Annotated in this window: 24 protein-coding genes and 1 pseudogene; 20 read left to right on the top strand and 5 right to left on the bottom strand. The window is 70.6% G+C overall.

From position 1 onward, the window contains the following. Positions 1-113: 113 nt before the first annotated feature. Both ACIBG8_RS00860 and ACIBG8_RS00855 read right to left on the bottom strand, forming a co-directional pair. Positions 114-785 (bottom strand): response regulator, encoded by a 672-nt coding sequence (locus tag ACIBG8_RS00860; protein ID WP_397340334.1) that lies wholly within the window; start codon positions 783-785, stop codon positions 114-116. Then, complete coding sequence (locus ACIBG8_RS00855; RefSeq protein ID WP_397340333.1) at positions 782-1,879, bottom strand: sensor histidine kinase; 1,098 nt, start codon at positions 1,877-1,879, stop codon at positions 782-784. The genes ACIBG8_RS00860 and ACIBG8_RS00855 overlap by 4 nt, the downstream gene beginning before the upstream one ends. Positions 1,880-2,075: 196 nt before the next feature. Here ACIBG8_RS00855 and ACIBG8_RS00850 point away from each other — a divergent pair, with 196 nt between their 5' ends. The 4 genes from ACIBG8_RS00850 to ACIBG8_RS00835 all read left to right on the top strand — a co-directional run bounded on the left by ACIBG8_RS00850 (position 2,076) and on the right by ACIBG8_RS00835 (position 7,318). After that, positions 2,076-4,337 carry an MMPL family transporter gene (locus tag ACIBG8_RS00850; protein WP_397340332.1) on the top strand — a complete coding sequence of 754 codons (2,262 nt, stop codon included), beginning with the start codon at positions 2,076-2,078 and terminating at the stop codon, positions 4,335-4,337. Between the two features lie 59 nt (positions 4,338-4,396). Next, positions 4,397-5,554, top strand: coding sequence for an RtcB family protein (locus ACIBG8_RS00845; RefSeq protein WP_397340331.1), 1,158 nt, complete (start codon positions 4,397-4,399; stop codon positions 5,552-5,554). Between the two features lie 295 nt (positions 5,555-5,849). Then, positions 5,850-6,908: a LacI family DNA-binding transcriptional regulator gene (locus tag ACIBG8_RS00840; RefSeq protein WP_397340330.1), complete on the top strand. Its 1,059-nt coding sequence runs from the start codon at positions 5,850-5,852 to the stop codon at positions 6,906-6,908. Positions 6,909-7,114: 206 nt separating this feature from the next. Beyond that, on the top strand, positions 7,115-7,318 hold the full coding sequence (locus ACIBG8_RS00835) for a hypothetical protein (RefSeq protein ID WP_397340329.1): 204 nt from the start codon (positions 7,115-7,117) through the stop codon (positions 7,316-7,318). Here ACIBG8_RS00835 and ACIBG8_RS00830 read toward each other — a convergent pair. Next, the gene (locus ACIBG8_RS00830) at positions 7,302-8,507 is read right to left on the bottom strand and encodes a hypothetical protein (protein ID WP_397340328.1); all 1,206 of its coding nucleotides are present in this window, start codon (positions 8,505-8,507) and stop codon (positions 7,302-7,304) included. The two genes, ACIBG8_RS00835 and ACIBG8_RS00830, sit on opposite strands and share 17 nt — an antisense overlap. Before the next feature lie 62 nt (positions 8,508-8,569). Between ACIBG8_RS00830 and ACIBG8_RS00825 the strand changes: the two genes are divergently transcribed. The 5 genes and pseudogenes from ACIBG8_RS00825 to ACIBG8_RS00805 all read left to right on the top strand — a co-directional run bounded on the left by ACIBG8_RS00825 (position 8,570) and on the right by ACIBG8_RS00805 (position 13,977). Further along, positions 8,570-9,649, top strand: coding sequence for an alpha/beta hydrolase family protein (locus ACIBG8_RS00825; RefSeq protein ID WP_397340327.1), 1,080 nt, complete (start codon positions 8,570-8,572; stop codon positions 9,647-9,649). A 380-nt stretch (positions 9,650-10,029) separates the two neighbouring features. After that, positions 10,030-10,542: pseudogene (locus ACIBG8_RS00820) on the top strand (NAD(P)-dependent oxidoreductase); the annotation flags it as partial. A 33-nt stretch (positions 10,543-10,575) separates the two neighbouring features. Beyond that, complete coding sequence (locus ACIBG8_RS00815) at positions 10,576-10,989, top strand: NAD-binding protein (RefSeq protein WP_397343879.1); 414 nt, start codon at positions 10,576-10,578, stop codon at positions 10,987-10,989. 313 nt (positions 10,990-11,302) lie between these two features. Further along, positions 11,303-12,520 carry a M24 family metallopeptidase gene (locus tag ACIBG8_RS00810; RefSeq protein ID WP_397340326.1) on the top strand — a complete coding sequence of 406 codons (1,218 nt, stop codon included), beginning with the start codon at positions 11,303-11,305 and terminating at the stop codon, positions 12,518-12,520. Positions 12,521-12,567: 47 nt separating this feature from the next. After that, positions 12,568-13,977 (top strand): NAD-dependent succinate-semialdehyde dehydrogenase, encoded by a 1,410-nt coding sequence (locus ACIBG8_RS00805; protein ID WP_397340325.1) that lies wholly within the window; start codon positions 12,568-12,570, stop codon positions 13,975-13,977. Here the strand turns inward: ACIBG8_RS00805 and ACIBG8_RS00800 are convergent. Together ACIBG8_RS00800 and ACIBG8_RS00795 are read right to left on the bottom strand one after the other, a co-directional pair. Further along, positions 13,967-14,587, bottom strand: coding sequence for a GntR family transcriptional regulator (locus ACIBG8_RS00800; RefSeq protein WP_397340324.1), 621 nt, complete (start codon positions 14,585-14,587; stop codon positions 13,967-13,969). The genes ACIBG8_RS00805 and ACIBG8_RS00800 overlap by 11 nt on opposite strands. Next, positions 14,577-15,065 (bottom strand): VOC family protein, encoded by a 489-nt coding sequence (locus ACIBG8_RS00795; protein WP_397340323.1) that lies wholly within the window; start codon positions 15,063-15,065, stop codon positions 14,577-14,579. The genes ACIBG8_RS00800 and ACIBG8_RS00795 overlap by 11 nt, the downstream gene beginning before the upstream one ends. 109 nt (positions 15,066-15,174) lie before the next feature. On the opposite strand from ACIBG8_RS00795, the gene ACIBG8_RS00790 reads away from it, so the two are divergent. The 11 genes from ACIBG8_RS00790 (at position 15,175) to ACIBG8_RS00740 (ending at position 25,103) form a co-directional block, all read left to right on the top strand. Further along, on the top strand, positions 15,175-17,334 hold the full coding sequence (locus tag ACIBG8_RS00790) for a thiamine pyrophosphate-dependent enzyme (RefSeq protein WP_397340322.1): 2,160 nt from the start codon (positions 15,175-15,177) through the stop codon (positions 17,332-17,334). A gap of 1 nt (position 17,335) precedes the next feature. After that, entirely contained in the window at positions 17,336-18,478 is a 1,143-nt protein-coding gene (locus tag ACIBG8_RS00785) for a 2-oxo acid dehydrogenase subunit E2 (RefSeq protein ID WP_397340321.1), read from the top strand. 64 nt (positions 18,479-18,542) lie between these two features. Continuing rightward, a complete protein-coding gene (locus tag ACIBG8_RS00780; protein WP_397340320.1) occupies positions 18,543-19,064 on the top strand; it encodes a flavin reductase family protein in 522 nt (173 codons plus the stop codon). Positions 19,065-19,172: 108 nt separating this feature from the next. Next, the gene (locus tag ACIBG8_RS00775; RefSeq protein ID WP_397340319.1) at positions 19,173-20,231 is read left to right on the top strand and encodes an LLM class flavin-dependent oxidoreductase; all 1,059 of its coding nucleotides are present in this window, start codon (positions 19,173-19,175) and stop codon (positions 20,229-20,231) included. Positions 20,232-20,243: 12 nt separating this feature from the next. Next, complete coding sequence (locus ACIBG8_RS00770) at positions 20,244-20,735, top strand: DoxX family protein (RefSeq protein WP_397340318.1); 492 nt, start codon at positions 20,244-20,246, stop codon at positions 20,733-20,735. Further along, the gene (locus ACIBG8_RS00765) at positions 20,732-21,493 is read left to right on the top strand and encodes an ABC transporter permease (RefSeq protein ID WP_397340317.1); all 762 of its coding nucleotides are present in this window, start codon (positions 20,732-20,734) and stop codon (positions 21,491-21,493) included. The genes ACIBG8_RS00770 and ACIBG8_RS00765 overlap by 4 nt, the downstream gene beginning before the upstream one ends. Beyond that, complete coding sequence (locus ACIBG8_RS00760; protein ID WP_397340316.1) at positions 21,490-22,263, top strand: ABC transporter permease; 774 nt, start codon at positions 21,490-21,492, stop codon at positions 22,261-22,263. The genes ACIBG8_RS00765 and ACIBG8_RS00760 overlap by 4 nt, the downstream gene beginning before the upstream one ends. After that, positions 22,260-23,033 (top strand): ABC transporter ATP-binding protein, encoded by a 774-nt coding sequence (locus ACIBG8_RS00755; RefSeq protein WP_397340315.1) that lies wholly within the window; start codon positions 22,260-22,262, stop codon positions 23,031-23,033. Before ACIBG8_RS00760 ends, ACIBG8_RS00755 begins: the two co-directional genes overlap by 4 nt. Next, the gene (locus tag ACIBG8_RS00750) at positions 23,030-23,971 is read left to right on the top strand and encodes an ABC transporter substrate-binding protein (protein WP_397340314.1); all 942 of its coding nucleotides are present in this window, start codon (positions 23,030-23,032) and stop codon (positions 23,969-23,971) included. Before ACIBG8_RS00755 ends, ACIBG8_RS00750 begins: the two co-directional genes overlap by 4 nt. A gap of 14 nt (positions 23,972-23,985) precedes the next feature. After that, entirely contained in the window at positions 23,986-24,408 is a 423-nt protein-coding gene (locus tag ACIBG8_RS00745) for an ester cyclase (RefSeq protein WP_397340313.1), read from the top strand. Beyond that, positions 24,405-25,103: a Crp/Fnr family transcriptional regulator gene (locus ACIBG8_RS00740; RefSeq protein ID WP_397340312.1), complete on the top strand. Its 699-nt coding sequence runs from the start codon at positions 24,405-24,407 to the stop codon at positions 25,101-25,103. The genes ACIBG8_RS00745 and ACIBG8_RS00740 overlap by 4 nt, the downstream gene beginning before the upstream one ends. Positions 25,104-25,138: the final 35 nt, after the last annotated feature.

The following is a 25,138-nucleotide window of genomic DNA, read 5'->3' as shown; positions in this document are numbered from 1 at the left end:
CACCTCCTAGTGGATCGTTTCAGGGCCAGCCTACGGCGCTACGGCGGCGCGCCCCAAAACCAAGGTTTTACCCACCAACAACACCGGCTTGGCCGGTCTGCTTCCTTGGCGGATCATCCAATCCGATCCGGTCGAGCGGTGACCAGGCCGGATTCGTAGGCCGCGATGACCGCCTGGGCGCGGTCGCGGACGGCCAGCTTGTCGAAGATGCTGGTGATGTAGTTCTTGACGGTGGACAGGCTGAGGTCCAGGGCGCCGGAGATCTCGGTGTTGTCGAGCCCGGTCGCCATCAGCCGCCACACCTCGACCTCGCGGGGCGTGAGCTCGGCCGTGCCAGCGGGGGCCGGCGGCGCGGCGTGCGGTGCCCGGACGTAGGTGGAGATCAGCCGGGTGAGCAGGCGCGGGGCGACCGCGGCTTCGCCCGCGTGTACGGTGCGGATCGCGGCGCTCAGCTCCTCCGGGGTGCTGTCCTTCGGCAGGAATCCGTAGGCTCCGGCGCGCAGGGCGCCCACGAGGTACTCGTCCATGTCGAAGGTGCTGAGGGCCAGGACCTTGGAGCCTGGCACGGTGGCGGCGAGCTCCCTGGTCGCGGCGACGCCGTCGAGGACGGGCATGCGGATGTCCATCACCACGACGTCGGGGCGCAGCCGCTGGGCGAGGGTGACGGCCTGCGCGCCGTCCTCGGCCTCGCCCACCACCTCGAAGTCCGGGTCCGGGGAGAGGATCAGCGACAGGCCCCGCCGTACCAGCAGCTGGTCGTCCACGATCAGGACCCTGATGCTCATCGTGCCGCCATCTCGTGCAGCGGAAGGTCGGCCACCACGGCGAACCCGCCACCTGCCTGCGGGCCGGCCGTGAGGGTGCCTCCGTGCAGGGCGACGCGCTCGCGCATGCCGACCAGGCCGTAACCGCCCGTGCCCGGCGGCGGTGCGCTCTGGCCGTCGTCCGTCACCTCGATGGTCACGTGGTCCTCTCCGTAGGTCAGCTGGACGGACGCGCGGGCGGGCCCGGCGTGCTTGCGTGCGTTGGTGAGCGCCTCCTGGGCGATCCTGAACACCGTGAGGCCCACGGTCGGCGGCAGCGGGCGGCGGGTTCCGTGGACGCCGAGCTCGGTCGGCAGCCCGGCGCGGCGGGACTCCTCCACCAGGCGGTCCAGGTCGTCGGCGCCGGGCTGGGGCTGCGACGGCGCGTCCCCCGGTGCGTCGTCGCCGTCGCGCAGGACGTCGAGGAGTTGCCGCATCTCGCGCAGCGCGAGCCGTCCTGAGGACTCCAGGGTGACCAGGGCGTCGCGGGCGACCTCGGGTTCCGCGAGGTTGGCCCTGGCTCCCCCGGCCATCAGCTGCATGGTCGTGATGTGGTGGGCCACGATGTCGTGCAGCTCCCTGGCGATGCGGCGGCGTTCCTCGGCCACCGCGCGGTCGGCGAGGAGCGTGCGGTTGGCCGCCACCTCCCGCTGGTAGCGGTTGATCGCCATTGCGGCGGCCACGACGACCAGGGTGGTGAGGGGCGCGATGACGGCGTCCTGGCCGCTGCTCTCGCCCAGCAGCGTCACCGCGAGCGTCGCGGCTGCCGCGAGCGCCGTCACCCGGCCGGAGCAGGCTCGCGCGACCGAGTACAGGGCGACCACCAGGACGGCGCCGAAGTGCCTGGGCAGCGGCACGACCAGGGTGGCCGTCGCGTCGAGGACCAGAACGGCGGCGAGCGCCGCCAGCGGGTGGTGGCGGCGGGCGAGCAGCGGCAGGGCGGTCAGCGTGACGAGGAGGAACCCGGCCACGCTCACGGCGTGACGGCCGTCGGGGGCGTTGAAGAACACGTAGCTGAGCAGGTTCAGCACGCAGGCCCCGCCGGTCACGAGCGCGTCGTTACGGGTCCACGGCATGTCTGATTTCCCCCTGTTCCAGCCCCGATCCAGGGTGGCACAGCGGCGGGGGTGACCAGGACCAGGGGCCTGGTCCTGGCCCATGGGGCAGGCCTCAGGGCCCCGGTACGGATCATCCGCTGCCAGGAGGTTCGCCGCCTCCCGCGCTGATGGTCTGGAGACGTCCGCATTTCATGCTCGTACGCCGGAGGACCATGTGATCCGCGCCCTGACCGGATACTCCACCAGACGCCCCTGGAGGGTCATCGCCCTGTGGGTGGTGCTGGGGGTGGCGCTCAGCGCCCTGACCCCGATGTTGTTCGACCGCGTCACCCAGAACCAGGCCGGGGACTTCCTGCCGCCGAGCTACGACTCCGCCGCCGCCCTGCGGATCGCCGAGGAGCGGTTCGGGGCGAACCCGGACGCCACCACGGTGACGGTGCTCGTCGCGCGCGCCGACGGCGTCGCGCTCACCGCCGCCGACCGGCAGCGGGTCGAGGCCGAGGCGGCGAAGCTGGGCAAGCGCCGGGTGGTCATGCCCAGGGAGGACGACGGGCCGCAGCAGTTCCTCGTCCCGGACCGCTCCCAGACGCCGCGCGTCGCCCCGGCGATGACGGCGCCCGACCGGAGTTTCGAGCTGCTCTCCGTCGAGCTGGTCGGGAACCGTACGGACAAGGGGGTCCAGGGGGTCTACCGCGCCTTCCGCGATTCAGCCAGGACGCAGTTCGCCGAGGCGGGCATGCGGACCGGTTTCACCGGGGCGCTGGCCGACACCGTCGACACCGTCGACTCGCGCAAGCTCGTCACGAACGTGGCGAGCGGCCTCATCATGGGGCTCATCATCCTGCTCAATGTGCTGGTGTTCCGCAGCGTGCTGGCCGCCCTGCTGCCGCTGCTCGCGGTCGCCCTGATCGGCTTCGTGGCGGCTGGCGCCGTCGCGGTCGCCGCGATGCTCACCGGGCTCAAGCTCGACGCGGGCACGCCGGGGCTGATCAACGTGGTGTTGTTCGGCATCGGCATCGACTACCTGCTGTTCCTGCTGTTCCGTTTCCGCGAGGAGCTGCGGGCCAGGCCCACGCAGCCCGCCCGCGAGGTGGCCGCCCAGGTCTCCGGCCGGGTGGGCACCGCGATCACCTCTGCCGCGCTGACCATCGTGGCCGCGTTCGCCACGCTGGGGCTGGCGACGTTCGGGCAGTTCCGCTCGATGGGGCCGGCGATCGCCGTCGCGGTGCTGGTGATGCTGCTCGGCAGCCTCACCCTGATGCCCGCGCTGCTCGCGGCGGCCGGGCGCAAGATGTTCTGGCCCTCCCGATCCGCCGGGTCCGGTTCCCCGCGCCTGGGAGCGCTGGTCACGCGGCGGCCGGTGGCGATGCTGGCCGCCTCCGTCGCCGTGCTCGGCGCGCTGGCCGCGGGGCTGGTCGGCATCCGCATGGACTACGGCCAGGGCGGCTCGGGTGCGCGGACCCCCGCCGCGGCCACCGCGGCCGAGATCTCCCGTACGCTTCCGGCCGGTGTGTCCGACCCGACGAGCGTCTTCGTCACCGGGAACCTCACCTCCGACGGGCTCGACGGCCTGTCCCAGGCGCTCGCCAAGGTCAAAGGTGTGGGCCAGGTCGCACCTGCCGTCCTGAGCAAGGACCACGGCGCCGCCAGGATCGACGTCTACCCTCACGCGGACCCGCAGAGCCAGCAGGCGCGCGACCTGGCCTCGGGACCGATCCGGGCGGCGGTCGCCCGGCACGCGCCCGCCGGGACGGCGGCACACGTGGGCGGGACTCCGGCGATCGTCGCCGACATGTCGGCCGCGGTCGAGCGCGACCTGAGGATCGTGTTCCCGGTGGCGGCCGGGCTGATCGCGCTGATCCTGCTGCTGCTCCTGCGCAGCCTGCTCGCGCCGGTGATCCTCATGCTGACCGTCGGGCTCGCCTTCGCCGCCACGCTCGGCGCCGCCACCCTGCTGTTCCAGCACGGGCTCGGCGCGCCTGGCGTGAACTTCGCCCTGCCGCTGGTGCTGTTCCTGTTCGTGGTGGCGCTGGGCACCGACTACAACATCCTGGTCACCGACCGGATCCGGGAGGAGATGCAGAAGCCGGGTACGGCTCGCGCCGCCGTGGCCCGCGCCGTCCAGCACACGGCTCCGGCCGTCGCGACGGCGGGGGCGGTGCTGGCCGCCACGTTCGCCAGCCTCGTCACGTCTCCGGGCAACGAGCAGATGGCTTTCGCGATGACGCTCGGCATCCTGTTGTCGGCGCTCGTGGTGTCGCTGGTGCTGGTCCCCGCCCTCGCCACCCTCCTCGGCCGAGCCCTGTGGTGGCCCCTCCGCCCTCGGGCTCACGAACCCCACTCCCACGACCGAACCCGACCGGAACCCGCGCGGGGTCACGGATCTCACCCCGAGTCCCGCTCACACGACCGAACCCAGCCGGAACCCGCGCGGGGTCACGGATCCCTCCCCGAGTCCCATATGCGGATAAAATGAGTGGGATTTCCTTCCTGGTAACGCCAGACTGATCAACAACCAGTAAGGAGATTCTTCTAATGTCGCCGAACCAGCCCGCACCTAACCTGCTGTCGTGGGCCAGCGAGATCGACGAAGGCGCGATCATGCAGGCCGCACGTGCCGCACGCCTGCCGTTCGTCTCTGGCCACGTCGCTCTTATGCCCGACGCGCATGTCGGAATCGGCGCAACCGTCGGCTCGGTTATTCCGACCGAGAATGCGATTATCCCCGCCGCCGTAGGCGTCGATATCGGCTGCGGAATGGTCGCGACGGAAACCGATCTCACCGCCGCCGATCTCCCCGACACCCTGGCCGCGCTCATGCCCATGGTCGAGCACCGCATTCCGGCGGGTGTCGGCAAGGGCCACTCCGACCCGTCGATGGACCGCGCCCTGGGCGACCTCGGACTCCCCCACACCGACCTGAATCCTCGGCTCACCAAGAAGGTCGGCGACCAGTTCGGGACGCTCGGATCCGGCAACCACTTCGTCGAGGTGTGCCTCGACGAGCGGGACCGCGTGTGGACCGTGCTGCACTCGGGCTCGCGCGGCATCGGCAACCAGCTCGCCACGATGCACATCGTGGGGGCGAAGAAGCTGATGAAGAAGCAGGAGATCGGCCTGGAGGACCCTGACCTGGCATACCTGGTCCAGAGCACTCCGGAGTTCACCGCTTACATCGAGGACATGCTGTGGTCGCAGCGTTACGCGATGGCCTCGCGGGCGCGGATGGACAAGGTGCTGATCAACGCCCTGTTCCGCGTCGTGGGCAAGGGGCGGCGGGTGCGCACGATCAACTGCCACCACAACTTCACCCAGCAGGAGACCCATTACGGCAAGTCCCTGTGGATCACCCGTAAGGGCGCCATCAAGGCGGACGTCGGAGACGAGGGCGTGATTCCCGGCTCGATGGGGACGCAGTCGTACATCGTGCGGGGGCGGGGGAACGCGGAGTCGTACAACTCGTGCTCGCACGGGGCTGGGCGGCGCATGTCCCGTACCAAGGCCAAGCGGGAGCTGTCGGCGGATTCGCTCACCCGGGCGATGGGCGGCCGCACGTGGAACTCGGACCGGGCGGCGTCGCTTGTGGACGAGCACCCTGATGCGTACAAGTCGATCGACCAGGTAATGGCGGACCAGAAGGACCTGGTGGAGATCCAGCACACGCTGCGCCAGATCTTCAACTACAAGGGCTGACACAACCCGGGACGCCCCAGCCGTTTTGGCCGGGGCGTCCTTTCACGTTTCGGCTTTCGCCTCTCCTGTTGTCGCTTTTCCTTGTCGCTTTCCGCTGAGCTCTCGAACGGGGAATTACCTACAGGGCTGAGCTTCCTCTGACCCGGACGCGACACAGGAATCCCAGACGGCCTGGTGGGAATCACCGGCCGGTGTCCAAGACCGCCTCCGGACCTGTGGCGAGCCCTTTGCCCCGGCGGGGAGGCGCTACGCTGATGATCGATCGCTGCGATACCGCCGGGAAGGAGTCAGGCCGATGACGCGTGAGCGTCCTTCCGTCCCGACCCTGCGTGACGTCGCCGATGCGGTGGGGGTTCACGCCACGACGGTGTCCCGGGCGCTCAATCCGAAGACCCGGTCGCAGGTGGGCGCCGAGACGGTCAAGCGGATCATGAAGGCGGCCGACTCGCTCGGCTACCGGCCCAACCCGATCGCCCGCAGTCTCAAGACGTCCAGGTCGGCGACGGTGGGGCTGGTCATCCCCGATCTCACCAACCCGTTGTTCCCGCCGATCGTGCGCGGGGCGGAGGCGGTGCTGGAGGCGGCTGGGTACAGTGCGCTGATCGTCAACACCGACAGCGACCTGGTGCGGGAGCGTGCGCGGGTCGAGTCGTTGCGGTCGCGGCAGGTCGAGGGGTTCATCATCGCGACCGCGTTGCTCGACCATCCGCTCCTTCGTGAGCTGCACGAGCAGGGTGCTCGGATGGTCCTGGTCAATCGCAAGGTGGAGACGTTGCAGATCCCCAGCGTCGTGTCTGACGACGCGGACGGGATCGCGCAGGCGGTGCGCCATCTGGTGGAGCTGGGGCACGTGCGCATCGCGCATCTGGCCGGGCCACGCACCACGTCGACGGGGCTGTTGCGGGCTCGGGCGTTCCGGCATGCCGTACAGGACCATGACCTGCCCGCGGACCCTTCGCTCATCGTCGAGTGCACGGGGTGGAACGAGGCGGCGGGGGCGCGGGCGCTGGCCGGGCTGTTGGACGGGGGGAACGCGTTCACGGCGGTCGTGGCGGGCAACGACCTCATCGCGTTGGGGTGTTATGACGTGCTCGCCGAGCGGGGGCTGTCGTGTCCTGGGGATCTGAGCGTGGTGGGGTTCAACGACATCCCGTTCCTGGACAAGTTGCGCACGCCGCTGACGACGGTGCGGTTGCCGCACGTGGATCTGGGGGCTGAGGCGGCGCGGATGCTGATCGAGAGCATCGAGGACTCGGGGTATCGGCCGCGCTCACTGCTCCTGCCCGCAACCCTGACCGTCCGCGCCTCCACCACCCGACCGCACACGGGCCAACCTTCACGTACGGCCCGCTGACCGTACGCACCCGTACGGGCCTCTGCCCGCACGCACCCCTACGAACCTCTGACCGTACACATGCATGCGGCCCGCCGAGCATACGCAGCCGTACGGCACGGCCGACCATACGCAGGCGGACGTCACTGTTGACCTATACGCAGGCGGAGGGGTTCTGAGTGACCATACGCACTCGTACGGCTCGCTGAGCATACGTAGGCGTATGGATGGCCCGGTGGGCATACGCGCCCGTATGGCCGACGGGGCCGGTGCCGACGAGCGCTGAGCGGTCGGCGGGCGGTCGGCGGGCGGTCGGCGGGGCGGTCGGTCGGCGGGCGGTCGGCGGGCGGTCGGCGGGCGGTCGGCGGGCGGGCGGCGGGCGGTCGGCGGGCGGGCGGTCGGCGGGCGGTGGGGTCAGGGGTGGGGTGTGATGAGGCCGTTCGATGGGTCGAGGGCCGCGGTCAGTCTGTCGTCGGGGTGGTAGCGGCGGCGTAGGGCCAGGACGGTGTGCATCGCGGTGGGGTCGACCCTCCCGTCCCGTACCAGGCCCTCGTGGGGGTTGGTGAGGTGGCGCACGTATCTGGTGGCAAGGTGTTTGGGCAGGCCTGTCTCCTGCTCGGCTACCTCGTTCACTTCGCCGGAGAGGATCAGGTCGGTGGTGGCGATCAGCGCCTTGGCCAGGGCTGATACCAGCGGCTTTGGCGCTCCTGCTGTTGCGAGGACGGTTCCCAGGTATGGGCCGCAGTGGTCGGCCACTCCTGCCAGGCGGGTCGCTCCTGCATCCTCGGCGCGGAGGTCGTTGCCTGCGTTGAGCATCGTTATGTCGCATCGTCCTGCCAGCAGTGCGTCCAGGCGCATGGGCGTTGAGCCCAGGGCGGTGACCTGGTAGTCGGTGCGGCTCAGACCCAGCGTCTCCATCAGGACGTAGGCGGCGAAGGCGAACCCGGAGTTGGGTACGTCCACGCCGAGTGTCAGGCCGGGGCGCATGATCGGTGGGGATGTGGAGAGCTCGGGAGAGGCGTAGAGGGCCAGGCCGAGGCCGCGGTCTACGGCACTGAGGATCCGGACGTCCGCCTGGATGGCGGGGTTGTGCGGGTGGTTCGGCGAACCGGTGAACGACCCGTCCGGCACCCCTGCGCGGCCGATGAACGATCCGTCCGACACCTCTCCACGGCCCGTGAACGATGCGTCCGGCTGCTCTGGGCCGCTGGTGGATACCCCGTCCAACATCTCTCCGCCGCCAGCGCTTGATGCGCCCGGCAACTCCGTGGCGCCCGCCAGCGTCCCGTCCAGCAGCTGCGTGCCGCCGGTCAGCACCTCGTCCGGCAGCAGCGCGCCGGTGGTGGACGCTCTATTCAACATCACTCCGCCGCCGGTAAACGACCCGTTCGGCAGCTCTGCGCCGCCGGTGAAGCGGTGGTTGAGCACGTTGTCCGGGCTGGTCAGGGCGGCGTCCAGGCGGCCGTCCAGTAACGCGGCGAACTGGGCGGGTGAGGAGGGGACGGGGACCTCCTCCACCGACAGGTCGTACTCCTTCAACAGGCCGACGCGTCTGGCGACTCGGATGAGTACCGAGGGGCTGAAGACGCCGATGTGCAGTCGATTGCATTCCGTTGACATAGCCAAGATCTAACTCCATGATTCAGGCGTTCGCAATCGATTGCGGAACGGAAAGGGAGACCATGGATGCCCGGCTCACCACCGCGATAGCCACCTGGGGTCCGCGCTTCACCGCCAACGGTGTGAGCCTCGCCGACTTCCAGCGGATCACCAACGGGCTCCAGCACTGGGGTCAGTGGTGTGCCGCCTGGTCTGAGGTGGCTGCCGAGCATTCCGGGCTGGGGCATGACGCGCTGGCCGCTCGTCGTCACGTGTCCGCGGGCGAGCATCTGGCCAGGGCGGCGCTCTACTACCACTACGCCAAGTTCGTCTTCGTCGAGGATCGCGCGCAGATGCGCCGGGCTCACGACAGTGCGGTGCGGTGTCTCAACGCGGCTCTGCCGTACCTCCGTCCGCGTGGGCGTCGGGTGGAGATGCCCTTCGGCAGGGGCACGCTGGTCGGGGTGTTGCGGTTGCCGGAGCGGGGGCAGGCGCCGTTCCCCGTGGTGGTGCTGGTCGCCGGGCTGGACTCGGCCAAGGAGGAGATGCGGGCGCACGAGGCGCCTTTCCTGGCTCGTGGGGTGGCCACGTTCAGCGTCGACGGGCCCGGTCAGGGTGAGGCTGAGTATGACCTGCCGATTCGGGGGGACTGGTCGGGGCCCGGGCTCGCGATCGTGGATGCGCTTTCGGCGCTGCCGGAGATCGATGCTCGGCGGATCGCGGTGTGGGGGGTCAGTCTGGGTGGTTACTACGCGTGCAGGATCGCTGCGGCGCTGGGGCACCGGGTGCGGGCCTGCGTCACGCTGGGCGGGCCGTACGACTACGGGGACTGCTGGCCGGGGCTGCCTGATCTGACCAGGCAGGCGTTCACGGTGCGCTCTGGGGCGCGGTCGCAGGACGAGGCTGCCGGGATCGCGGGCACGTTGAGCCTGGCGGGGGTGGCTGGGGAGATCCGGGCGCCGCTGCTGATCGTCTTCGGGCGGCAGGATCGTCTCTTTCCGTGGAAGCAGGCGGAACGGCTGGCCGCCACTGCGGGTGGGGAGGTCGAGCTGCTGATGCTGGAGGGCGGCAACCACGGCTGCGCCAACCTCGTGCCCTGGCATCAGCCGTATACGGCGGACTGGGTCGCGCACCACCTGACCCGGCAGGGGGCGTTCACGTGAGGACGGCACGGAGCACCCGCGCGAGCACGCACGTGAGGGAGGTACGGAGCACCCGCGTGAGCACGCACGTGAGGACCGCAAGGAGCGCCTGTGTGAGCGCGCACGCGAGGGCGCACACACCGGGGCGCACGCGAGGGCGCGCACACGTGAGGGCGTGCACGTGAGGGCGCGCACACGTGAGGGCGTGCACGTGAGGGCGCGCACACGTGAGGGCGTGCACGTGAGGGCGGCGAGGTGCACCCGCGTGAGTTCAACACGTGAGGACCGCAAAGAGCACCCGCGTAAGGGCAGGGCGGGAGGACCGCAACGAGCACCCGGGTGAGGGCGGGGCGGGAGGAGCGCAACGAGCGTCCGGGTGAGCACGACACGCGAGGACCGCGAAGAGCACGGCAAGGAGAACCCATGCGAGCACGACAAGGAGCACATCTATGAGCACACCGATGAAGGTCGGTTGGATAGGCACGGGCCGGATGGGGCTGGCCATGGCGCGGCGGTTGGCGCGTGCGGGAGTGGAGCTGGCCGCGTGGAACCGTACGCGGGCCAAGGCGGAGCCGCTGACCATGGAAGGCGCCACGGTTGTCGAGGAGATCGCCGAGCTGCGCGGCTGTGACGTCGTCTTCACCATGGTCTCCATGTCGGGAGACCTGGAGCAGGTGCTCGGCGAGTTGCTGGCCGACCCCGAGCGGCTGCCGGGGATCGTGGTGGACTGTTCCACGATCTCCATGGAGGCTTCGGCGGCGATCAGACTGGACTGTCCAGTACCGTTCCTCGCCGCCCCGGTCAGTGGGAACGCCAAGGTCGTCGAGGCGGGCGGGCTGACCATGGTGGTCTCCGGGCCGGCGGACGCCTATGACAGGGTGTCGCGGCTGCTGGAGATCATCGGCAGGTCGGCGACGTACGCGGGCGAGGGCGAGGCGGCCCGGCTGGTGAAGATCGCGCACAACCTGATGCTCGGGGTGGTCACGCAGACCATGGCTGAGATCACGGTGCTGGCGGAGAAGGGCGGCGTGCCTCGTCATGCGTTCCTGGAGTTTCTCAACAACAGCGTGATGGGGTCGGTTTTCACTCGCTATAAGAGTCCGGCGTTCGTCAACCTCGACTACACGCCCACCTTCACTCCCACGCTGCTGCGCAAGGACTTCGACCTGGGGCTGGCGGCAGCGCGCCGGTTGGACGTGCCGATGCCGGTCACTTCGCTCACCGCGCAGCTCGTGCAGGCCAGTGTCGGGTCGGGTCGGGTGGAGGAGGACTTCGCGATCCTGCTCGACCTGCAGGCGGCGGCCTCGGGCATCGAGCTGAAGCCGGAGAACGTGACGGTGGACGACGGGCTGAGCACATGAGGGCCCCCGCCGCCGCCAGGCCCATGACGGTGGGCGTGGTGAGGCCGCCTACCTCCCCCGGACACGACGACCTGGGTGCCGTGAAGCAGTCAACCGCCCTCGGACACGACCGGCAGGGCTCCGCGAGACCGGGCGCTATGAAAGCGGGCGCCGCAAGGGCGAGCGCCGGGAGGCAGGGCGCCGTGAGACAAGGCGCCGTGAAAGCGGGCGCCGCAAGGGCGAGCGCCGGGAGGCAGAGCGGCGCAAGGCAGGGCGCCCCAATGCAGGGCGGCGCGAGGCGGCCGACTGCCGCCATGCGTGAGGGGCTGGGGGCGTGAGGCCGCCTGCTGCGCCCGGGCACATGGCGGTGGACTACGAGCGGCGGGTCGACTTCGATCGGCTGCGCGCCTACCGCCTCGCCCGAGCGCAGAAAGCCCTGCAGGCCAGCGACTGCGCCGCCTTCCTGCTCTTCGACTTCTACAACATCCGCTACGTCACCCAGACCTGGATCGGCGGCGCGCTGGGCGACAAGATGACCCGCTACGCCCTGCTCACCAGGGACGGCCAGGTCCGCCTCTGGGACTTCGGCTCGGCGGCCCGCCACCACCGCCTCCACAGCCCCTGGCTCGACCCCGCCAACTGCCACGCGGGCATGCTCGGCCTCCGTGGCGCGATCGCCCCGACGGCCGGGCTCATGCGCGACGCCGTCAGCGAGATCAAGGAGCTGACCGGCGGCCCGCTAGGGGTGGACATCGTGGAGCCGCCGTTCCTGTTCGAGCTGGAACGGCAGGGCCTGCGGGTCATGGACGCCCAGCAGCACATGCTCGACGCCCGCCAGATCAAGTCACCCGACGAGATCATGCTGTTGTCCCAGGCCGCCGCCATGGTTGACGGTGTATACCAGGACATCGTCGAGGCGCTCAAGCCCGGGATCCGCGAGAACGAGATCGTCGCCCTGGCCGCCAAACGGCTGTACGAGATGGGTTCCGACCAGGTCGAGGCGATCAACGCGGTCAGCGGCGAGCGGTGCAACCCGCACCCGCACAACTTCTCCGACCGCCTCATCCGCCCAGGCGACCAGGCGTTCTTCGACATCATCCATTCCTTCAACGGCTACAGGACCTGCTACTACCGCACCTTCGCCGTCGGCAGCGCGACCGCGTCCCAGCGCGACGCCTACAGCAAGGCGCGCGAGTGGATGGACGCCTCGATCGCCATGATCAAGCCGGGGGTGGGCACCGACCAGGTGGCCGCCGTCTGGCCCGAGGCGACGGCGTTCGGGTTCGCCGACGAGATGGCCGCGTTCGGCCTGCAGTTCGGCCACGGGCTCGGGCTGGGGCTGCACGAGCGGCCGATCATCTCCCGGCTGACGAGCATGCGCGAGCCGGTCGAGCTGCTGCCCGGCATGGTCTTCGCGCTGGAGACCTACTGCCCGGCCGACGACGGGGTGTCCGGCGCCCGCATCGAGGAGGAGGTCGTCGTCACCGAGGACGGCGCCCAGATCCTCACCCTGTTCCCCGCCCAGGACCTGATCATCGCAAACCCGTATTAAGTGGCCGACCCCCTGCAAAGTCGCCAACCCCTACTGAGAGGCGCCCTATGCTCTACATCGACGGCCGAGAGGTCCCGGCGGTGGACGGTGGCTGCTTCGCCGTACACGATCCAGCCACCGGCGACGTGGTCGGCGAGGTAGCCGACGGCACAGAAGCCGACGCCATCCTCGCGGTGGACGCGGCACAACGCGCGGCCGAGGCGTGGGCCGCCACCCCGCCCAGGGAGCGCGGCGAGATCCTGCGCCGCGCCTTCGAGCTGATGACCGACCGCGCCGAGGACCTCGCGCGCCTGATCACCCTGGAGAACGGCAAGGCGAAAGACGACGCGCGCGGCGAGGTCGCCTACGCGGCCGAGTTCTTCCGCTGGTACGCCGAGGAGTCCGTCAGGGCCTTCGGCGAGCTGGCCACGGCCCCGGCGGGCACCCACCGCCTCCTGGTGCTGCGCCAGCCCGTGGGCGTCTGCGTGCTGGTGACCCCGTGGAACTTCCCCGCGGCCATGGCGACCAGGAAGATCGGCCCCGCCCTGGCCGCCGGTTGCACGGTCGTGCTCAAACCGGCGAGCGACACCCCGCTGACCGCGCTGGCGATCGCCAGGCTCCTCACCGAGGCGGGCGTCCCGGACGGCGTGGTGAACGTGGTCACCTCGCGCCGCTCCGGCGCCGTCGTGTCGGCGATGCTGCACGACCCGCGCGTGCGTAAGCTGTCGTTCACCGGTTCCACCGAGGTGGGCCGCCTGCTGCTGCGCGAGGCGGCCGACCAGGTGGTCAACACCTCGATGGAGCTGGGCGGCAACGCCCCCTTCCTCGTCTTCGCCGACGCCGACCTGGAAGCGGCGCTGGACGGCGCGATGGTGGCCAAGATGCGCAACGGCGGCGAGGCGTGCACGGCGGCCAACCGCTTCTACGTGGAGGCGCCGATCGCCGAGGAGTTCGCCGCCGGGCTGGCCGAGCGCATGGCCGCGCTGGTGGTGGGCCCGGGGAGCGATCCCGGCACGCAGGTCGGCCCGCTGATCAACGAGCGGGCGGCGGCCAAGGTCGGCGAGCTGGTGGAGGCCGCCGTGGCCGACGGGGCCAAGGTGCTGACCGGCGGGTCGGCGCACGGCTGCTACTACCAGCCGACCGTCCTGACCGGCGTACGGCCCGGCTCGCCGATCCTGGCCGAGGAGATCTTCGGCCCCGTGGCGCCGATCGTCGTCTTCGACGGCGAGGACGAGGCGGTACGGCAGGCCAACGACACCGAGTACGGCCTGGTCGCCTACGTCTACACCGCCGACCTGGCCCGTGGGCTGCGGGTCGGCGAGCGGCTGGAGTCCGGCATGATCGGGCTCAACCGCGGCCTGGTCAGCGATCCTGCCGCGCCGTTCGGCGGGGTGAAGCAGAGCGGCGTGGGCCGCGAGGGCGGGCACGAGGGCCTGCTCGACTACCTGGAGACGAAATACGTGGCGCTCAGCTGGTGAACGCCAGCCGGGTCCTGCGGATGTGCCCGGCCAGGTGCATCTCGGCGTCCTCCGCGTCGCCCCTGACCAGGGCGTCGATGATCAGCCGGTGCTCGGCGTCGACCACCCAGCGCCGGTCGGGCCCGGTCAGCCGCATGTAGGTCCTGCGGTGGTGTTGCGTGACGTTCCACAGGCGCAGCACCACCGCGTTCAGCTGCGCCGTACGGCACGCGCTGTAGCTGAGCAGGTGGAACTCGCGGTCCAGGTCGAGGAAGGTCTCCACGTCCGGCCCCTCCTCGATGCGGTCCTGGAGCGCGGCCATCCGCCGCAGGTCGTCCTGCGTCAGGTACGGCAGGCTCTCGGCCAGCGCGAGCGGCTCCAGCCGTTCGCGCATCCGGTAGATCGTCTGGACCTCATGGGCGTCGAGGCAGGGCACCCGCGCGCTCCTGTTGCTCCGCAGCTCGACCAGCCCCTCCGCCTCCAGCATCCGCAGCGCCTCGCGGACCGGCAGGCGGCTGACGCCGTGGCGCGCCGCGACGTCCTCCTGCCCGATCCGCTCCCCCGGCGCCAGCTCGCCGCGCAGGATCGCCGTGCGCAGGTGGGTGGCGATGCGCGCGCTCTCAACGGTCACGGAAGAACGCCTTCCCTCCGGGGTAGGAGACCAGCTCGAACTGCATCCCCCAGGGCGCGAGGAAATACACCCAGCGCTGCCCCTCGCTCGGGCCCCTGCTGGTCGTGGGATCGCCGAGCACCCGCACGCCGCGCTCCCGCAGGTAGGCGACGGCCGCGTCGAGGTCCTCGACGTAGAGGGCGACGTGGTGTCCGCCGACGTCGCTGTTCCTCGGTACGGCGGAGCCCTGGTCCGGCGCCTCGTAGGCGAAGACCTCGAAGACCGCCTGGTCGCCGCAGCGGAAGAAGTGCAGCCTGCGCATGACGGCCCGGGGGTGCACGCCGAGGTGCTCGGCCATCCAGTCGTCAGAGGACGAGGCGTAGGGCCCGAGCGCGTAGAGGTACTCGCAGCCGAGCACGTCGACGAGGAACCGGGTGGCCTCGTCCAGGTCGGGGACGGTGAAGCCGATGTGGTCGAGCCTGGTCAGTCCGGGGAGCATGGGATCCAGAACCTCTCATCACCGCGTCATTCAGACGGATAAATCTAGATATTGGATCCATTGTGTGTCACGCTCAGCCCGTTACGCAATCGATTGCGTGGAGACTCTCATGACTCAACATCACCGGCTGGAACCGTCGGCCCCCTGGGTCGAGGTCGTGGCCACCCAGGAGGACTGGGACGCAGCCGACCCCGCGCTGCTGACGACCATGCTGAGCCACCTGGTGCTCATCAGGACCTTCGAGGAGTACGTGCTCGACCTGGCCAGGGAGGGGCTGGTGCACGGCCCGGCCCACTCCAGCATCGGCCAGGAGGGCGGCGCCGTCGGCTCCGTCCTCGCCCTGGCGGCGGGCGACACCGTCAACGGCTCGCACCGCGGCCACCACCAGTTCCTCGCCAAGGTGCTCGCCCACGTCGAACCCAAGGGCATCGACCCCCGATCCCCCTACTCCGACCAGGTACGCGCCGTCCTGCTGCGCGGGCTGGCCGAGATCTGCGGCCTGGACCGCGGCTTCAGCCACGGCAGGGGCGGCTCGATGCACCTGCAGTGGAACGAGGCCGGCGCGATCGGGACGAACGCCATCGTGGGCGGCGGCGTCCCGCTGGCCGCCGGGTCGGCGTGGGCGCACCGGCAGGCGGGCACGGACGCCGTCGCGGTGACCTACTTCGGCGACGGCGCGATCAACATCGGCTCGACGCTGGAGACCTTCAACCTGGCCGCCGCCTGGAAGCTCCCGCTGTGCTTCTTCATCGAGAACAACCGCTACGCCGTCTCGACCAGCGTCGAGGAGGCCACCGGCGAGCCCCGGCTGTCCGCGCGCGGCCCCGGCTTCGGCATCGCGAGCTGGAAGGTCGACGGGATGGATCCGCTGGCCGTACACCTGGCCATGCGCGAAGCGCTGGCCCACCTGCGCTCGGGCGGCGGCCCCGCGGTGGTCGAGGCGGACGTCTACCGGTTCTTCCACCAGAACGGCCCCTTTCCCGGCAGCGCCTTCGGATACCGCAGCAAGGAGGAGGAACGGCACTGGCGCGCCCGCGACCCCCTCACGCAGGTCTCCGGCCACCTGGTGCGGCGCGGGCTGCTGGCCCAGGAGGAGGTCGAGGCATGCGTGGCGCGGGCGCGGGCGCTGATGGCGTCGCTGAGCGAGGAACTGCTCGAACCCGTCCCCGGGGACAAGGACGGCAAGCGGCGGATCAAGCCGGAAGAGTGGCCAGACCCGGCCTTCGCCGACGTCGGCGTGCGCGGCGACCTGAGCGAGTTCGCCGATGCCCGGTTCGCCTTCCAGGGCACGCTGGGCGAGCAGCGGTTCATCGACGCCGTCGCCGCGGTCATGGCGCGCCGCATGGAGACCGATCCCACGGTCGTGGTGATGGGCGAGGACGTGCACCGGCTCAACGGCGGCACCAACGGCGCGACCAAGGGCCTGGGCGAGGCGTTTCCCGGCCGGGTGCTCGGCACCCCGATCAGCGAGAACGCCTTCACCGGGCTCGGCGGCGGCATCGCGCTGGACGGGCGGTTCACCCCGGTCGTGGAGTTCATGTACGCGGACTTCATGTGGGTGGCCGCCGACCAGCTGTTCAACCAGATCGGCAAGGCCAGGCACATGTTCGGCGGCGCGGGGCGCGTGCCGTTCGTGCTGCGCAGCAAGGTCGCGATGGGCACGGGGTACGGCTCGCAGCACTCGATGGACCCCGCCGGGATCTTCGCCACGGCCCCCGGGTGGCGCATCGTGGCCCCCTCGACGCCCTACGACTACGTGGGCCTGATGAACAGCGCGCTGCGCTGCCAGGACCCGGTCGTCGTGCTGGAACACGTCGACCTTTACACGAGCACGGGCGAGGGGCCGTCGGGCGATCTCGACTACTGCCTGCCCGTGGGCCGGGCGGCCGTGCGCAGGACCGGCTCGGCACTCACCGTCATCACCTACCTGGCGATGACGCACTACGTCCTGGGCGCCCTGGGCGACGTGGACGCCGAGGTGATCGACCTGCGCTGGCTCGACCGGGCCAGCCTCGACTGGGACACCATCGGGGCGAGCGTCAGGAAGACCGGCAGGGTCCTGCTGGCCGAGCAGGGGCCGCCGGGCACCTCCTACGGCGGCTGGCTGGCCGACGAGATCCAGCGCCGCTTCTTCGACTGGCTCGACCGGCCGGTCGAGCGGCTCACCGGCGGCGAGGCCTCGCCCAGCATCAGCAAGGTGCTGGAGCGGGCGGCCATCGCCCAGGGCGAGGAGGTAGCCGCCAAGCTAGCCGAGATCGGAGGGGTCTGACATGGCCGAACTTCTGCGCATGCCCGAGGTGGCCGCGGGGGCGGCGGAAGCCGTACTGCAGAGCTGGAACCTCGGGGAGAACGTCGCGTTCGCCGCCGGTGACGTCATCGCCACGGTGGAGACGGAGAAGGCGGTGGTCGAGGTGGAGGCTGACCGGCCCGGCGCGGTCCTGAAGGTGCTCGTGGCGGCGGGCTCGGCCGTGGAGGTGGGGGTGCCCATCGCGGTCGTGGGCGAGCCGGGCGAGCGGGTGGACGACGCCGTGCTGGCGGGGCTCGGGCTCACGGCTCCCCCGCCGACCAGCGTTCCTGTACGTCGGGACGTACCGGACCCGCCGCGGATCTTCACGAGCCCGCTGGCCCGGCGGCTGGCCAGGGAGGCGGGCATCCCGCTGGAGGAGATCCGAGGCACCGGGCCCAACGGCAGGATCGTCCGCAAGGACGTGACGGAAGCCGCGGCACGCCGTTCGGAAAGGCCCGTGGGCCACGTCGACGTGCCGCACTCCCGCATCAGGCGCGTCACCGCCGCCCGCCTCACCGAGAGCAAGCGCGAGGCCCCCCACTTCTACCTGCGCGGCACCGCCAGGGTCGACGCCCTGCTCACCCTGCGCAGCCAGCTCGACATCAAGGTCTCACTCAACGACCTGGTGCTCAAGGCGGCCGCCCGAGCCCACACCCTGGTCCCCGACATGAACGTGACCTGGGCCCAGGAGGCCGTCAGGAGGTACTCCACCGTCGACCTGGCCGTGGCCGTGGCGACGCCCCAGGGCCTGCTCACCCCGGTGCTGCGCGGCGTGGACGGCATGACGGTCGGCGCCGTGTCCGCCGCCGTCCAGGACTTCGCCGCACGCGCCAGAGCGGGGACGCTGCGCCAGGAGGAGCTGCAGGGCGGCACCCTGACGGTCACCAACCTCGGGATGTACGGGACCGAGGAGTTCGCCGCGATCATCAACCCGCCGCACGCCGCCATCATGGCCGTCGGCGCGGCCCGCCAGGAGCCTGTGGTGGTGGACGGCGAGGTGCGGGTGGCGACCGTCATGCGGGTGACGCTGTCGGTGGACCACCGCCCGGTGGACGGCGTCGTCGCGGCCGAGTGGATGCGCGCCTTCGTCGCGACGGTCGAGAACCCCGTCCGGATGCTGGCCTGACCCTGGTGTTGGAAGCTCCACAAACGATTGCGGGAGCCCGTGCCCACTTCTCACCATGGCTGTCATGCGAAATGACAGCATCGGCCCCGACCTGTTCAGGTCGCTCGCCGGCTCCCTCCCGACCGGGGTCACCGTGATCACCGCCATGGACGCCGCCAGGCGGCCGGTGGGCATGACCTCGGGCGCGGTGTGCGGGTTGTCCCGCACGCCTCCCCTGCTGCTCGCCTGCGTCGGCAAGAGCTCCAGGACGTTGCCGTCGATCCTGCGCAGCGGCGGTTTCTGCGTCAACGTCCTGGACGGCGGCTCGGCCTGGCTCTCCGACCGGTTCGCCGGCACCTCCGACGACAAGTTCGACGGCGTCCCCTGGCGCCCCTCCCGCAACGGGGCCCCCGTCCTGACCGAGGGGGTGGTCGCGCACGCCGTGTGCGAGGTGTTCTCCACGGTCGACGGCGGCGACCACCTCATCGTGGTCGGGCTGGTCGTGGACGGCGAGCTCCACGACGACGAGGGCGCCCCGCTGGTGTACCACCGCCGCCGCTACGCCGCGTTTCCGGGGTCGAAATCGATTTCGGCTCACAACGGCTGAAGCGGCGACGTTAAGAACTCCACATCACCCTTGACCCCCGCGCTTCCCAGCGCGGACACTGCTCGACAAGTCGAAATCGATTGCGAACGGCTTCGGAATGAGGTCCCCATGCGGTTCTCCATCTACTTGAACGCCCAGACCCCCGGCCCGCAGGAGGACGTGGGCATCATCCAGACCTTGGCCAGGCAGGCCGTCGAAGCCACCCGCGCCGGATTCCACGGCGTCGTGCTCACCGAGCACCATTTCTCCGGATACAACACCTACGGCGACAACTTCATGTTCGCCGCCCACCTGGCCTCGCAGGTGCCGCCGGGGACCAAGTTCTCCCTGGCCGTCGCCGTGCCGCCGCTGCACAACCCGATGCGGCTGGCCCAGCAGTGCAACCTGCTCGACATCCTGACCGGCGGCGAGCTGATCGTCGGCTTCGCGGCGGGCGGCTCGCCCCTGGAGTACGCGGGAATGGGCCGCGACCCTGGCGAGCGGCACGCGCAGATGGCGCACAACCTGGAGATCCTGGAGGCGGCCCTGGCCAAGAAGCCAGAGGATCCCCCGCTGGAGTGGGAGACCGCGTTCGAGCACGGCACCCTGCACACCCGCATCATGCCGAGCGCCTTCCACCGCCAGTCCCCCGCCTTCGCCCGCGCCACGCAGAGCGACTCCGGCGCCGAGTGGGCGGGGAAGAAGGGCTGGTACCTGTTCTCCGCCAGGGAGAAGCCGCAGGCGCTGGCCGGTCGGTGGCGGCTGTACAAGCAGGCGCTGCGCGCGGCGCACGCCGAGGAGGTCGTCCAGGACAGGCTCGACTGGAGCATGGTGCAGAAGCAGGTCTACCTCGCCGACACCAGCGAGAGGGCCGAGGCCGAGATCCGCGAGCGGCTCGTGCTGATGGCCGACAACCAGCGCCGCAGCTTCGGCCACGTCAAGGACCTGCGCGACGCCGCCCACCTCAAGAGCGTCGTGGGCGTCTCCCCGCAGAACCCCGACGAGTTCCTCGACCACGCCATGCTCATCGGCGACCCGGCCTCGGTGCGCGAGCAGATCCGCGAGTACGAGGCGGCCGGGATCAGGCACATGGCCATGCTGTTCAACTTCGGCTTCATGACGCCGGAGACCGCCGACCGGTCGATGCGGCTGTTCATCGACGAAGTCCTTCCCGCCTTCACCGGCTGAGCGAGGCCGGTCATGGACATCGGACTCCTGGTCATCAGGCTCGCCGTCGGGCTCATCATGGCCTACCACGGCACGGAGAAGCTGTTCGGCTGGTGGGGCGCGGACGGGCTGCGCGGCGCCGCCGGGTTCTTCGGCCGCATGGGCTACCGGCCGCCGCTGCTCATCGCGCTCGTCGCCGGGCTGTCGGAGACGACCGGCGGGCTGCTGCTCGCGGCGGGGGCGCTGACGCCGCTGGCGGTGCTCATCCTCATGGGCACGTTCGCCAACATCATGATCCTGCACCTGCCCAACGGGCTCAGCCGCAGGAACAACGGGTTCGAGTACGAGCTCGTCCTGGCCTCGGCCACCGCGTGCCTGGCCTTCACCGGCCCTGGGGCGCTCGCCGCCGACCGGCTGCTGCCCTTCTCCCCGACCGGCTGGGTGTGGGGGACGGCGCTGGTGGCCGCCGGGCTGCTGGCCGGAGCCGTCGTGTCGGCGACCAGGAGCCGCCAGGTGACCGGATGAAGCTCGTGGTCAGAGGGGTCGTCGGAGCGGCCGTCGTGTCGCTGGCCTTCGAGGTCTTCGCCAGGCTGGAGATCATCGACGTCCGGCTGCTGCCGCCCGCGACCGTCATCCTGCCCCGCGCGCTGGGCCTGCTGGCCGACCCCGCGTTCCTGGGTGAGATGTGGGCGACCCTGTCCTCGGTACTGCTCGGCGTGGCGGTCGCCGCCGGGCTGGCCGTACCCCTGGGGCTGGTCCTGGGCAGCTACCGGCACGCGGCCCTGGCGTTCACCCCGATCATCGACTCGCTCCGCTCGGTGCCGGGCATCGCGATCATCCCGCTGCTGGTCCTGGTCATGGGCCAGGGGTTGCAGATGAAGGTGACGATCGTGGCGTTCGTCGCGATCTGGCCGCTGCTGTTCAACACGATGTACGGCGTGCGTGCCGTCGACCGGGTCGCCATCGAGACGGCGCGCAGCTTCCGCATCCCGGCGCTGATGACCTGGCGGCGGGTGGTCCTGCCCAGCGCGTTGCCGCTCATGCTGACCGGGCTGCGGCTGGCCCTGGCCACCGGGCTCACCGTCGGCATCGCCACCGAGATCGCGGTCGGCACGCACGACGGGATCGGCTACGTCATCCTGCGCGCCAGCTACGGCGGTTTCAACGCCGACACCGTCTTCGCCGCCGTCACCCTCGCCGGGGTGCTCGGCTACCTCCTCAACTGGCTGACCGTGGCGGCCAGCGCCCGGCTCGTGGCCTGGGACACCAGGAGCGCCTCATGACGTCCTTCCTGCTGCGGCTGTGTCCCGTCGGGCTGGCCGTACTCCTGTGGGAGTGGGTCACGCTGAGCGCCGGCTCGCCGTTCTTCCCGACGCCGTACGACATCGCGGTGCGCGCGGCTCAGCTCTGGTTCAGCAGCCCGCTGCTGACCGAGCGGTTCTGGCTCGACGCCGGCCCGAGCCTGGCCAGGGCGCTGGCGGGCTGGCTGGCCGGGGCGCTCATCGGGGTGGCGATCGGGCTGGCCGCCGGTCAGTGGCGGGCGGCGGCGGGTTACATCGACCCGCCCGTGCAGTTCCTGCGCTCGCTGCCCAAGCCGGCGATCGTCCCGCTCTTCCTGCTCGTCTTCGGCGCGGGCGACGTGATGCGGGTCGGGCTGATCACCTTCGGGTGCGTCTGGCCGGTGCTGCTCAACACGCTGCAGGGTGTGCGCTCGGTCGACCCGACCTACCTGGACACCGCGCGCGCCTTCCACATCCCGGCCGCCCGCCGGGTGGTGCGCGTCGTCATCCCCGCGGCGCTGCCGCAGATCGTCGCCGGGATGCGGGTGACGCTGAGCCTGTCGCTGATCCTCATGGTGCTGTCGGAGTGGCTGCTGGCCGACGACGGGCTGGGGCACTTCCTCATCACCGCCCAGCGGACCTTCGAGATCCTCGACGTCTGGGCGGCCGTCGTGCTCCTGGGGCTGATCGGATACCTGCTCAACGTCGCCTTCCTGGCCGTCGAGAAGCGCGTCCTGCGCTGGCACCACCACATCTCCCAAGGAGCCTCATGAGCACCCTTGAGGTCGACGGCCTCACCAAGGTCTACGGCACGGGCGCCACCGCGTTGTCGTCCATCTCCTTCGAGGTCAGGAAGGGGGAACTGCTGTCGATCGTGGGCCCGTCGGGCTGCGGCAAGACCACGCTGCTGAAGTGCGTGTCCGGCCTGGTGGCGCCGACGAGCGGAGCCGTACGGCTGCTCGGCAGGGCGGTCGACGGGGTGCCAGAAGGCCTGGCGGTCGTCTTCCAGGACTACAGCAGGTCCCTGTTCCCCTGGATGCGGGTCGCCCAGAACGTCGAGTTCCCGCTGCTGACGCTGCCGCTGAGCAGGCAGGAGCGGGCCGAGCGGGTGGAGGAGTCGCTGGCCGCGGTCGGGCTGGCCGACAAGGGCGGACGTTACCCGTGGCAGCTGTCCGGCGGCATGCAGCAGCGCGTCGCCATCGCCAGGGCGCTGGCCTACCGGCCGCGCGTGCTGCTGATGGACGAGCCGTTCGCCTCCGTCGACGCCCAGACCCGCTCGGGGCTGGAGGACCTGACCAGGCGGGTGCACCTGGAGTTCGACATGACCATCCTGTTCGTCACGCACGACATCGACGAGTCGGTCTACCTGGCCGACCGGCTGATCGTGCTGCGCGCCTCGCCGGGGTCCGTGCTCACCGAGCTCGTCATCGACCTGCCCGGCGTGCGCGACCAGGTCTCCACCAAGCAACTTCCTTCCTTCGTACGGCAGCGCAGCCTCGTCGCGCAGCACATCCGCAATGCGGCTTCCCGGGAGAACGTATGAAACTCCGTACCTGCCTGCTCTTACTGGCCCTGGGCGCGTCCGGGTGCGGCGGCGCGCAGCCGTCCTCCGGCCCGACCGTGATCACCATCAGCAATCCGGCGAACGTGAGCAACGTGCCGCTGCACCTGGCGATGGACAAGGGGTTCTTCGCCGCCGAGGGCCTGCAGGTCAAGGCCGACGTCGACCTCGGGTCGGGCAGCACGGTGGAGTCCGTCGTCGGCGGCCAGGTCGACATGGCCTGGAGCAACCTGGTGAGCTCGCTGACCGCCTACAGCAAGGGGCTCGGCGTCAAGCTGGTGGCGATCACCGACACCGCGGTGTCGGGCTCCCAGCAGGTGCTGGTGGGCAAGGACTCGACCGCCAGGAGCCTGGCCGACCTGAAGGGCAAGAAGCTCGCGGTCCTGTCCCCCGCCACGGTCTGCATCCTGAACGTGCGCTCGGCGCTGAAGGCGCAGGGGCTACCGGTGGACCTCATCCAGTTCACCCCGGTCGCGCCGCCGGAGCACGCCAACGTGCTCGAGGGCGGGGAGGTCGCGGCGACCTGCACCAGCGACCCGTTTCGCTCGCTCATGATCGAGAAGCTCGGGGCGAGGTCGATCTACGACACCTCCTCGGGGGAGCTCCAGGGGTACGCCGTGGGCGGATACATCGTCTCGGCGGAGTTCGCCCAGAAGAACGCCAAGGCGCTGGCCGGGTTCCAGCGGGCGCTGCTCAAGGCCACGCAGTACGCCAACGCCCACCCGGACGAGGTCAGGACCTCCCTGCCCAAGTTCACCACGATCAAGGCGGAGATCGCCGGGAAGGTGATCATCAACAAGTACCTGGAGACCGCCGACGTGACAGCGCTCAAGCCCGAGGTGCAGCGCATAGCCGACGCGATGCAGGCGTACGGCCTGGCCGACAAGCCCATCAACCTGTCCGGATATTTCCTGAACTAGAGCGGAGCGTGCTCATGCTGGTGGGAACCCCTTCCCCCGACGGCCACACCGAGGAGGAACTGCGCAACCTGGAGACCATCCGGCGGCTGCGCGGCGTCCCGGCCGCCCGCAGGCGGGAGTTCATGACGCGGGACGTGGTGATCCACCGGCACGGCATGGCGCACCTGGGCGCGCTGAGGGGCGTCGGCTACGACCCGGACGGCATCGCCGACCGGGTGGACCACATCGAGGACATGGTGGCCAAGGGCGACCGCGTGTGGGCGGTGTGGACCATCCGCGGCACCCACACCGGGCCGCTGTTCGGCGCCGCGCCCACCGGCCGCCCCCTGGAGGTCCTGGAGGTGGGCATCTGGCGGCTGGTCGACGGCAAGGTGGCCGAGGCGTGGTTCTTCGCCGACGAGTACGCCCTGGCCCGGGCGCTGGGGATCACGCCATGAGCCTGCTGTCCACGCCGCTGCTGAACGGCCTGCCGGACGAGACCGTGGCCGCGTTCCTCACCCGGGTGAGCTACCACACCCACCCGCGAGGCTCGCGGGTGTTCTCCGAGGGCGATCCCGGCGACCGGGTGCTGATCCTGCTGTCCGGCAAGGTCAAGGTCACCAGGTCGGGGCCGGTGCTGCTCACCATGGTCGGGCCTGGCGAGCTGCTCGGCGAGCTCTGCCTCTTCGACGCCTCACCGCGCCAGGCCACGGCGACAGCCGTACAGGAAGGGGACCTTTGCTCGATCCCCGCTCCCGCGATGCTGGCCTGGCTGGAGGCGCACCCGTGTGCTTCTCTGCGGATGATGCGGCTGCTGGCCGAGCGGGTGCGGACGATGAACGACCGCTTCGAGGACGCGTCGGGGGTCGACGTGGCCACGCGGGTCGCGCGGGTGCTGGTCGAGCAGGGCGGCCGGTTCGGGCGGGCCACGCGGGTGGGGGTGCGCATCAGGCTCGACCTCAGCCAGGACGACCTCGCCCACCACGTCAGGGCGTCGCGGGAACGCGTCAACCAGATCCTGGGCGACTTCTCCCGGAGGGGGTGGATCAGGCGGGACGGGGCGGAACTGGTCGTCTTGGACGGGCAGCGCCTCACCGGCCGGGCCCGATACCGCCCGGAATCCGCCCGGCGCCGTCCTACCCTCCCCCAGTGATCACCCAATCACCATCCTCGACTGGCAGCGCTTGA

This window comes from Nonomuraea sp. NPDC050556, from assembly GCF_044457355.1.
Taxonomy (GTDB): domain Bacteria; phylum Actinomycetota; class Actinomycetes; order Streptosporangiales; family Streptosporangiaceae; genus Nonomuraea.
The sequence above is the reverse complement of the archived record's forward strand: the minus strand, read 5'-3'. Positions and strand labels throughout refer to the sequence as shown.

Coding starts and splice junctions, on each gene's coding strand:
- ACIBG8_RS00775 (WP_397340319.1), top strand. CDS start 19,173: ATGCGGTTCTCCATCTACTTGAACGCCCAGACCCCCGGCCCGCAGGAG.
- ACIBG8_RS00785 (WP_397340321.1), top strand. CDS start 17,336: ATGGCCGAACTTCTGCGCATGCCCGAGGTGGCCGCGGGGGCGGCGGAA.
- ACIBG8_RS00770 (WP_397340318.1), top strand. CDS start 20,244: ATGGACATCGGACTCCTGGTCATCAGGCTCGCCGTCGGGCTCATCATG.
- ACIBG8_RS00835 (WP_397340329.1), top strand. CDS start 7,115: ATGGCCCGGTGGGCATACGCGCCCGTATGGCCGACGGGGCCGGTGCCG.
- ACIBG8_RS00750 (WP_397340314.1), top strand. CDS start 23,030: ATGAAACTCCGTACCTGCCTGCTCTTACTGGCCCTGGGCGCGTCCGGG.
- ACIBG8_RS00825 (WP_397340327.1), top strand. CDS start 8,570: ATGGATGCCCGGCTCACCACCGCGATAGCCACCTGGGGTCCGCGCTTC.
- ACIBG8_RS00760 (WP_397340316.1), top strand. CDS start 21,490: ATGACGTCCTTCCTGCTGCGGCTGTGTCCCGTCGGGCTGGCCGTACTC.
- ACIBG8_RS00840 (WP_397340330.1), top strand. CDS start 5,850: ATGACGCGTGAGCGTCCTTCCGTCCCGACCCTGCGTGACGTCGCCGAT.
- ACIBG8_RS00795 (WP_397340323.1), bottom strand. CDS start 15,065: ATGCTCCCCGGACTGACCAGGCTCGACCACATCGGCTTCACCGTCCCC.
- ACIBG8_RS00855 (WP_397340333.1), bottom strand. CDS start 1,879: ATGCCGTGGACCCGTAACGACGCGCTCGTGACCGGCGGGGCCTGCGTG.
- ACIBG8_RS00765 (WP_397340317.1), top strand. CDS start 20,732: ATGAAGCTCGTGGTCAGAGGGGTCGTCGGAGCGGCCGTCGTGTCGCTG.
- ACIBG8_RS00790 (WP_397340322.1), top strand. CDS start 15,175: ATGACTCAACATCACCGGCTGGAACCGTCGGCCCCCTGGGTCGAGGTC.
- ACIBG8_RS00780 (WP_397340320.1), top strand. CDS start 18,543: ATGCGAAATGACAGCATCGGCCCCGACCTGTTCAGGTCGCTCGCCGGC.
- ACIBG8_RS00755 (WP_397340315.1), top strand. CDS start 22,260: ATGAGCACCCTTGAGGTCGACGGCCTCACCAAGGTCTACGGCACGGGC.
- ACIBG8_RS00845 (WP_397340331.1), top strand. CDS start 4,397: ATGTCGCCGAACCAGCCCGCACCTAACCTGCTGTCGTGGGCCAGCGAG.
- ACIBG8_RS00745 (WP_397340313.1), top strand. CDS start 23,986: ATGCTGGTGGGAACCCCTTCCCCCGACGGCCACACCGAGGAGGAACTG.
- ACIBG8_RS00830 (WP_397340328.1), bottom strand. CDS start 8,507: ATGTCAACGGAATGCAATCGACTGCACATCGGCGTCTTCAGCCCCTCG.
- ACIBG8_RS00740 (WP_397340312.1), top strand. CDS start 24,405: ATGAGCCTGCTGTCCACGCCGCTGCTGAACGGCCTGCCGGACGAGACC.
- ACIBG8_RS00860 (WP_397340334.1), bottom strand. CDS start 785: ATGAGCATCAGGGTCCTGATCGTGGACGACCAGCTGCTGGTACGGCGG.
- ACIBG8_RS00805 (WP_397340325.1), top strand. CDS start 12,568: ATGCTCTACATCGACGGCCGAGAGGTCCCGGCGGTGGACGGTGGCTGC.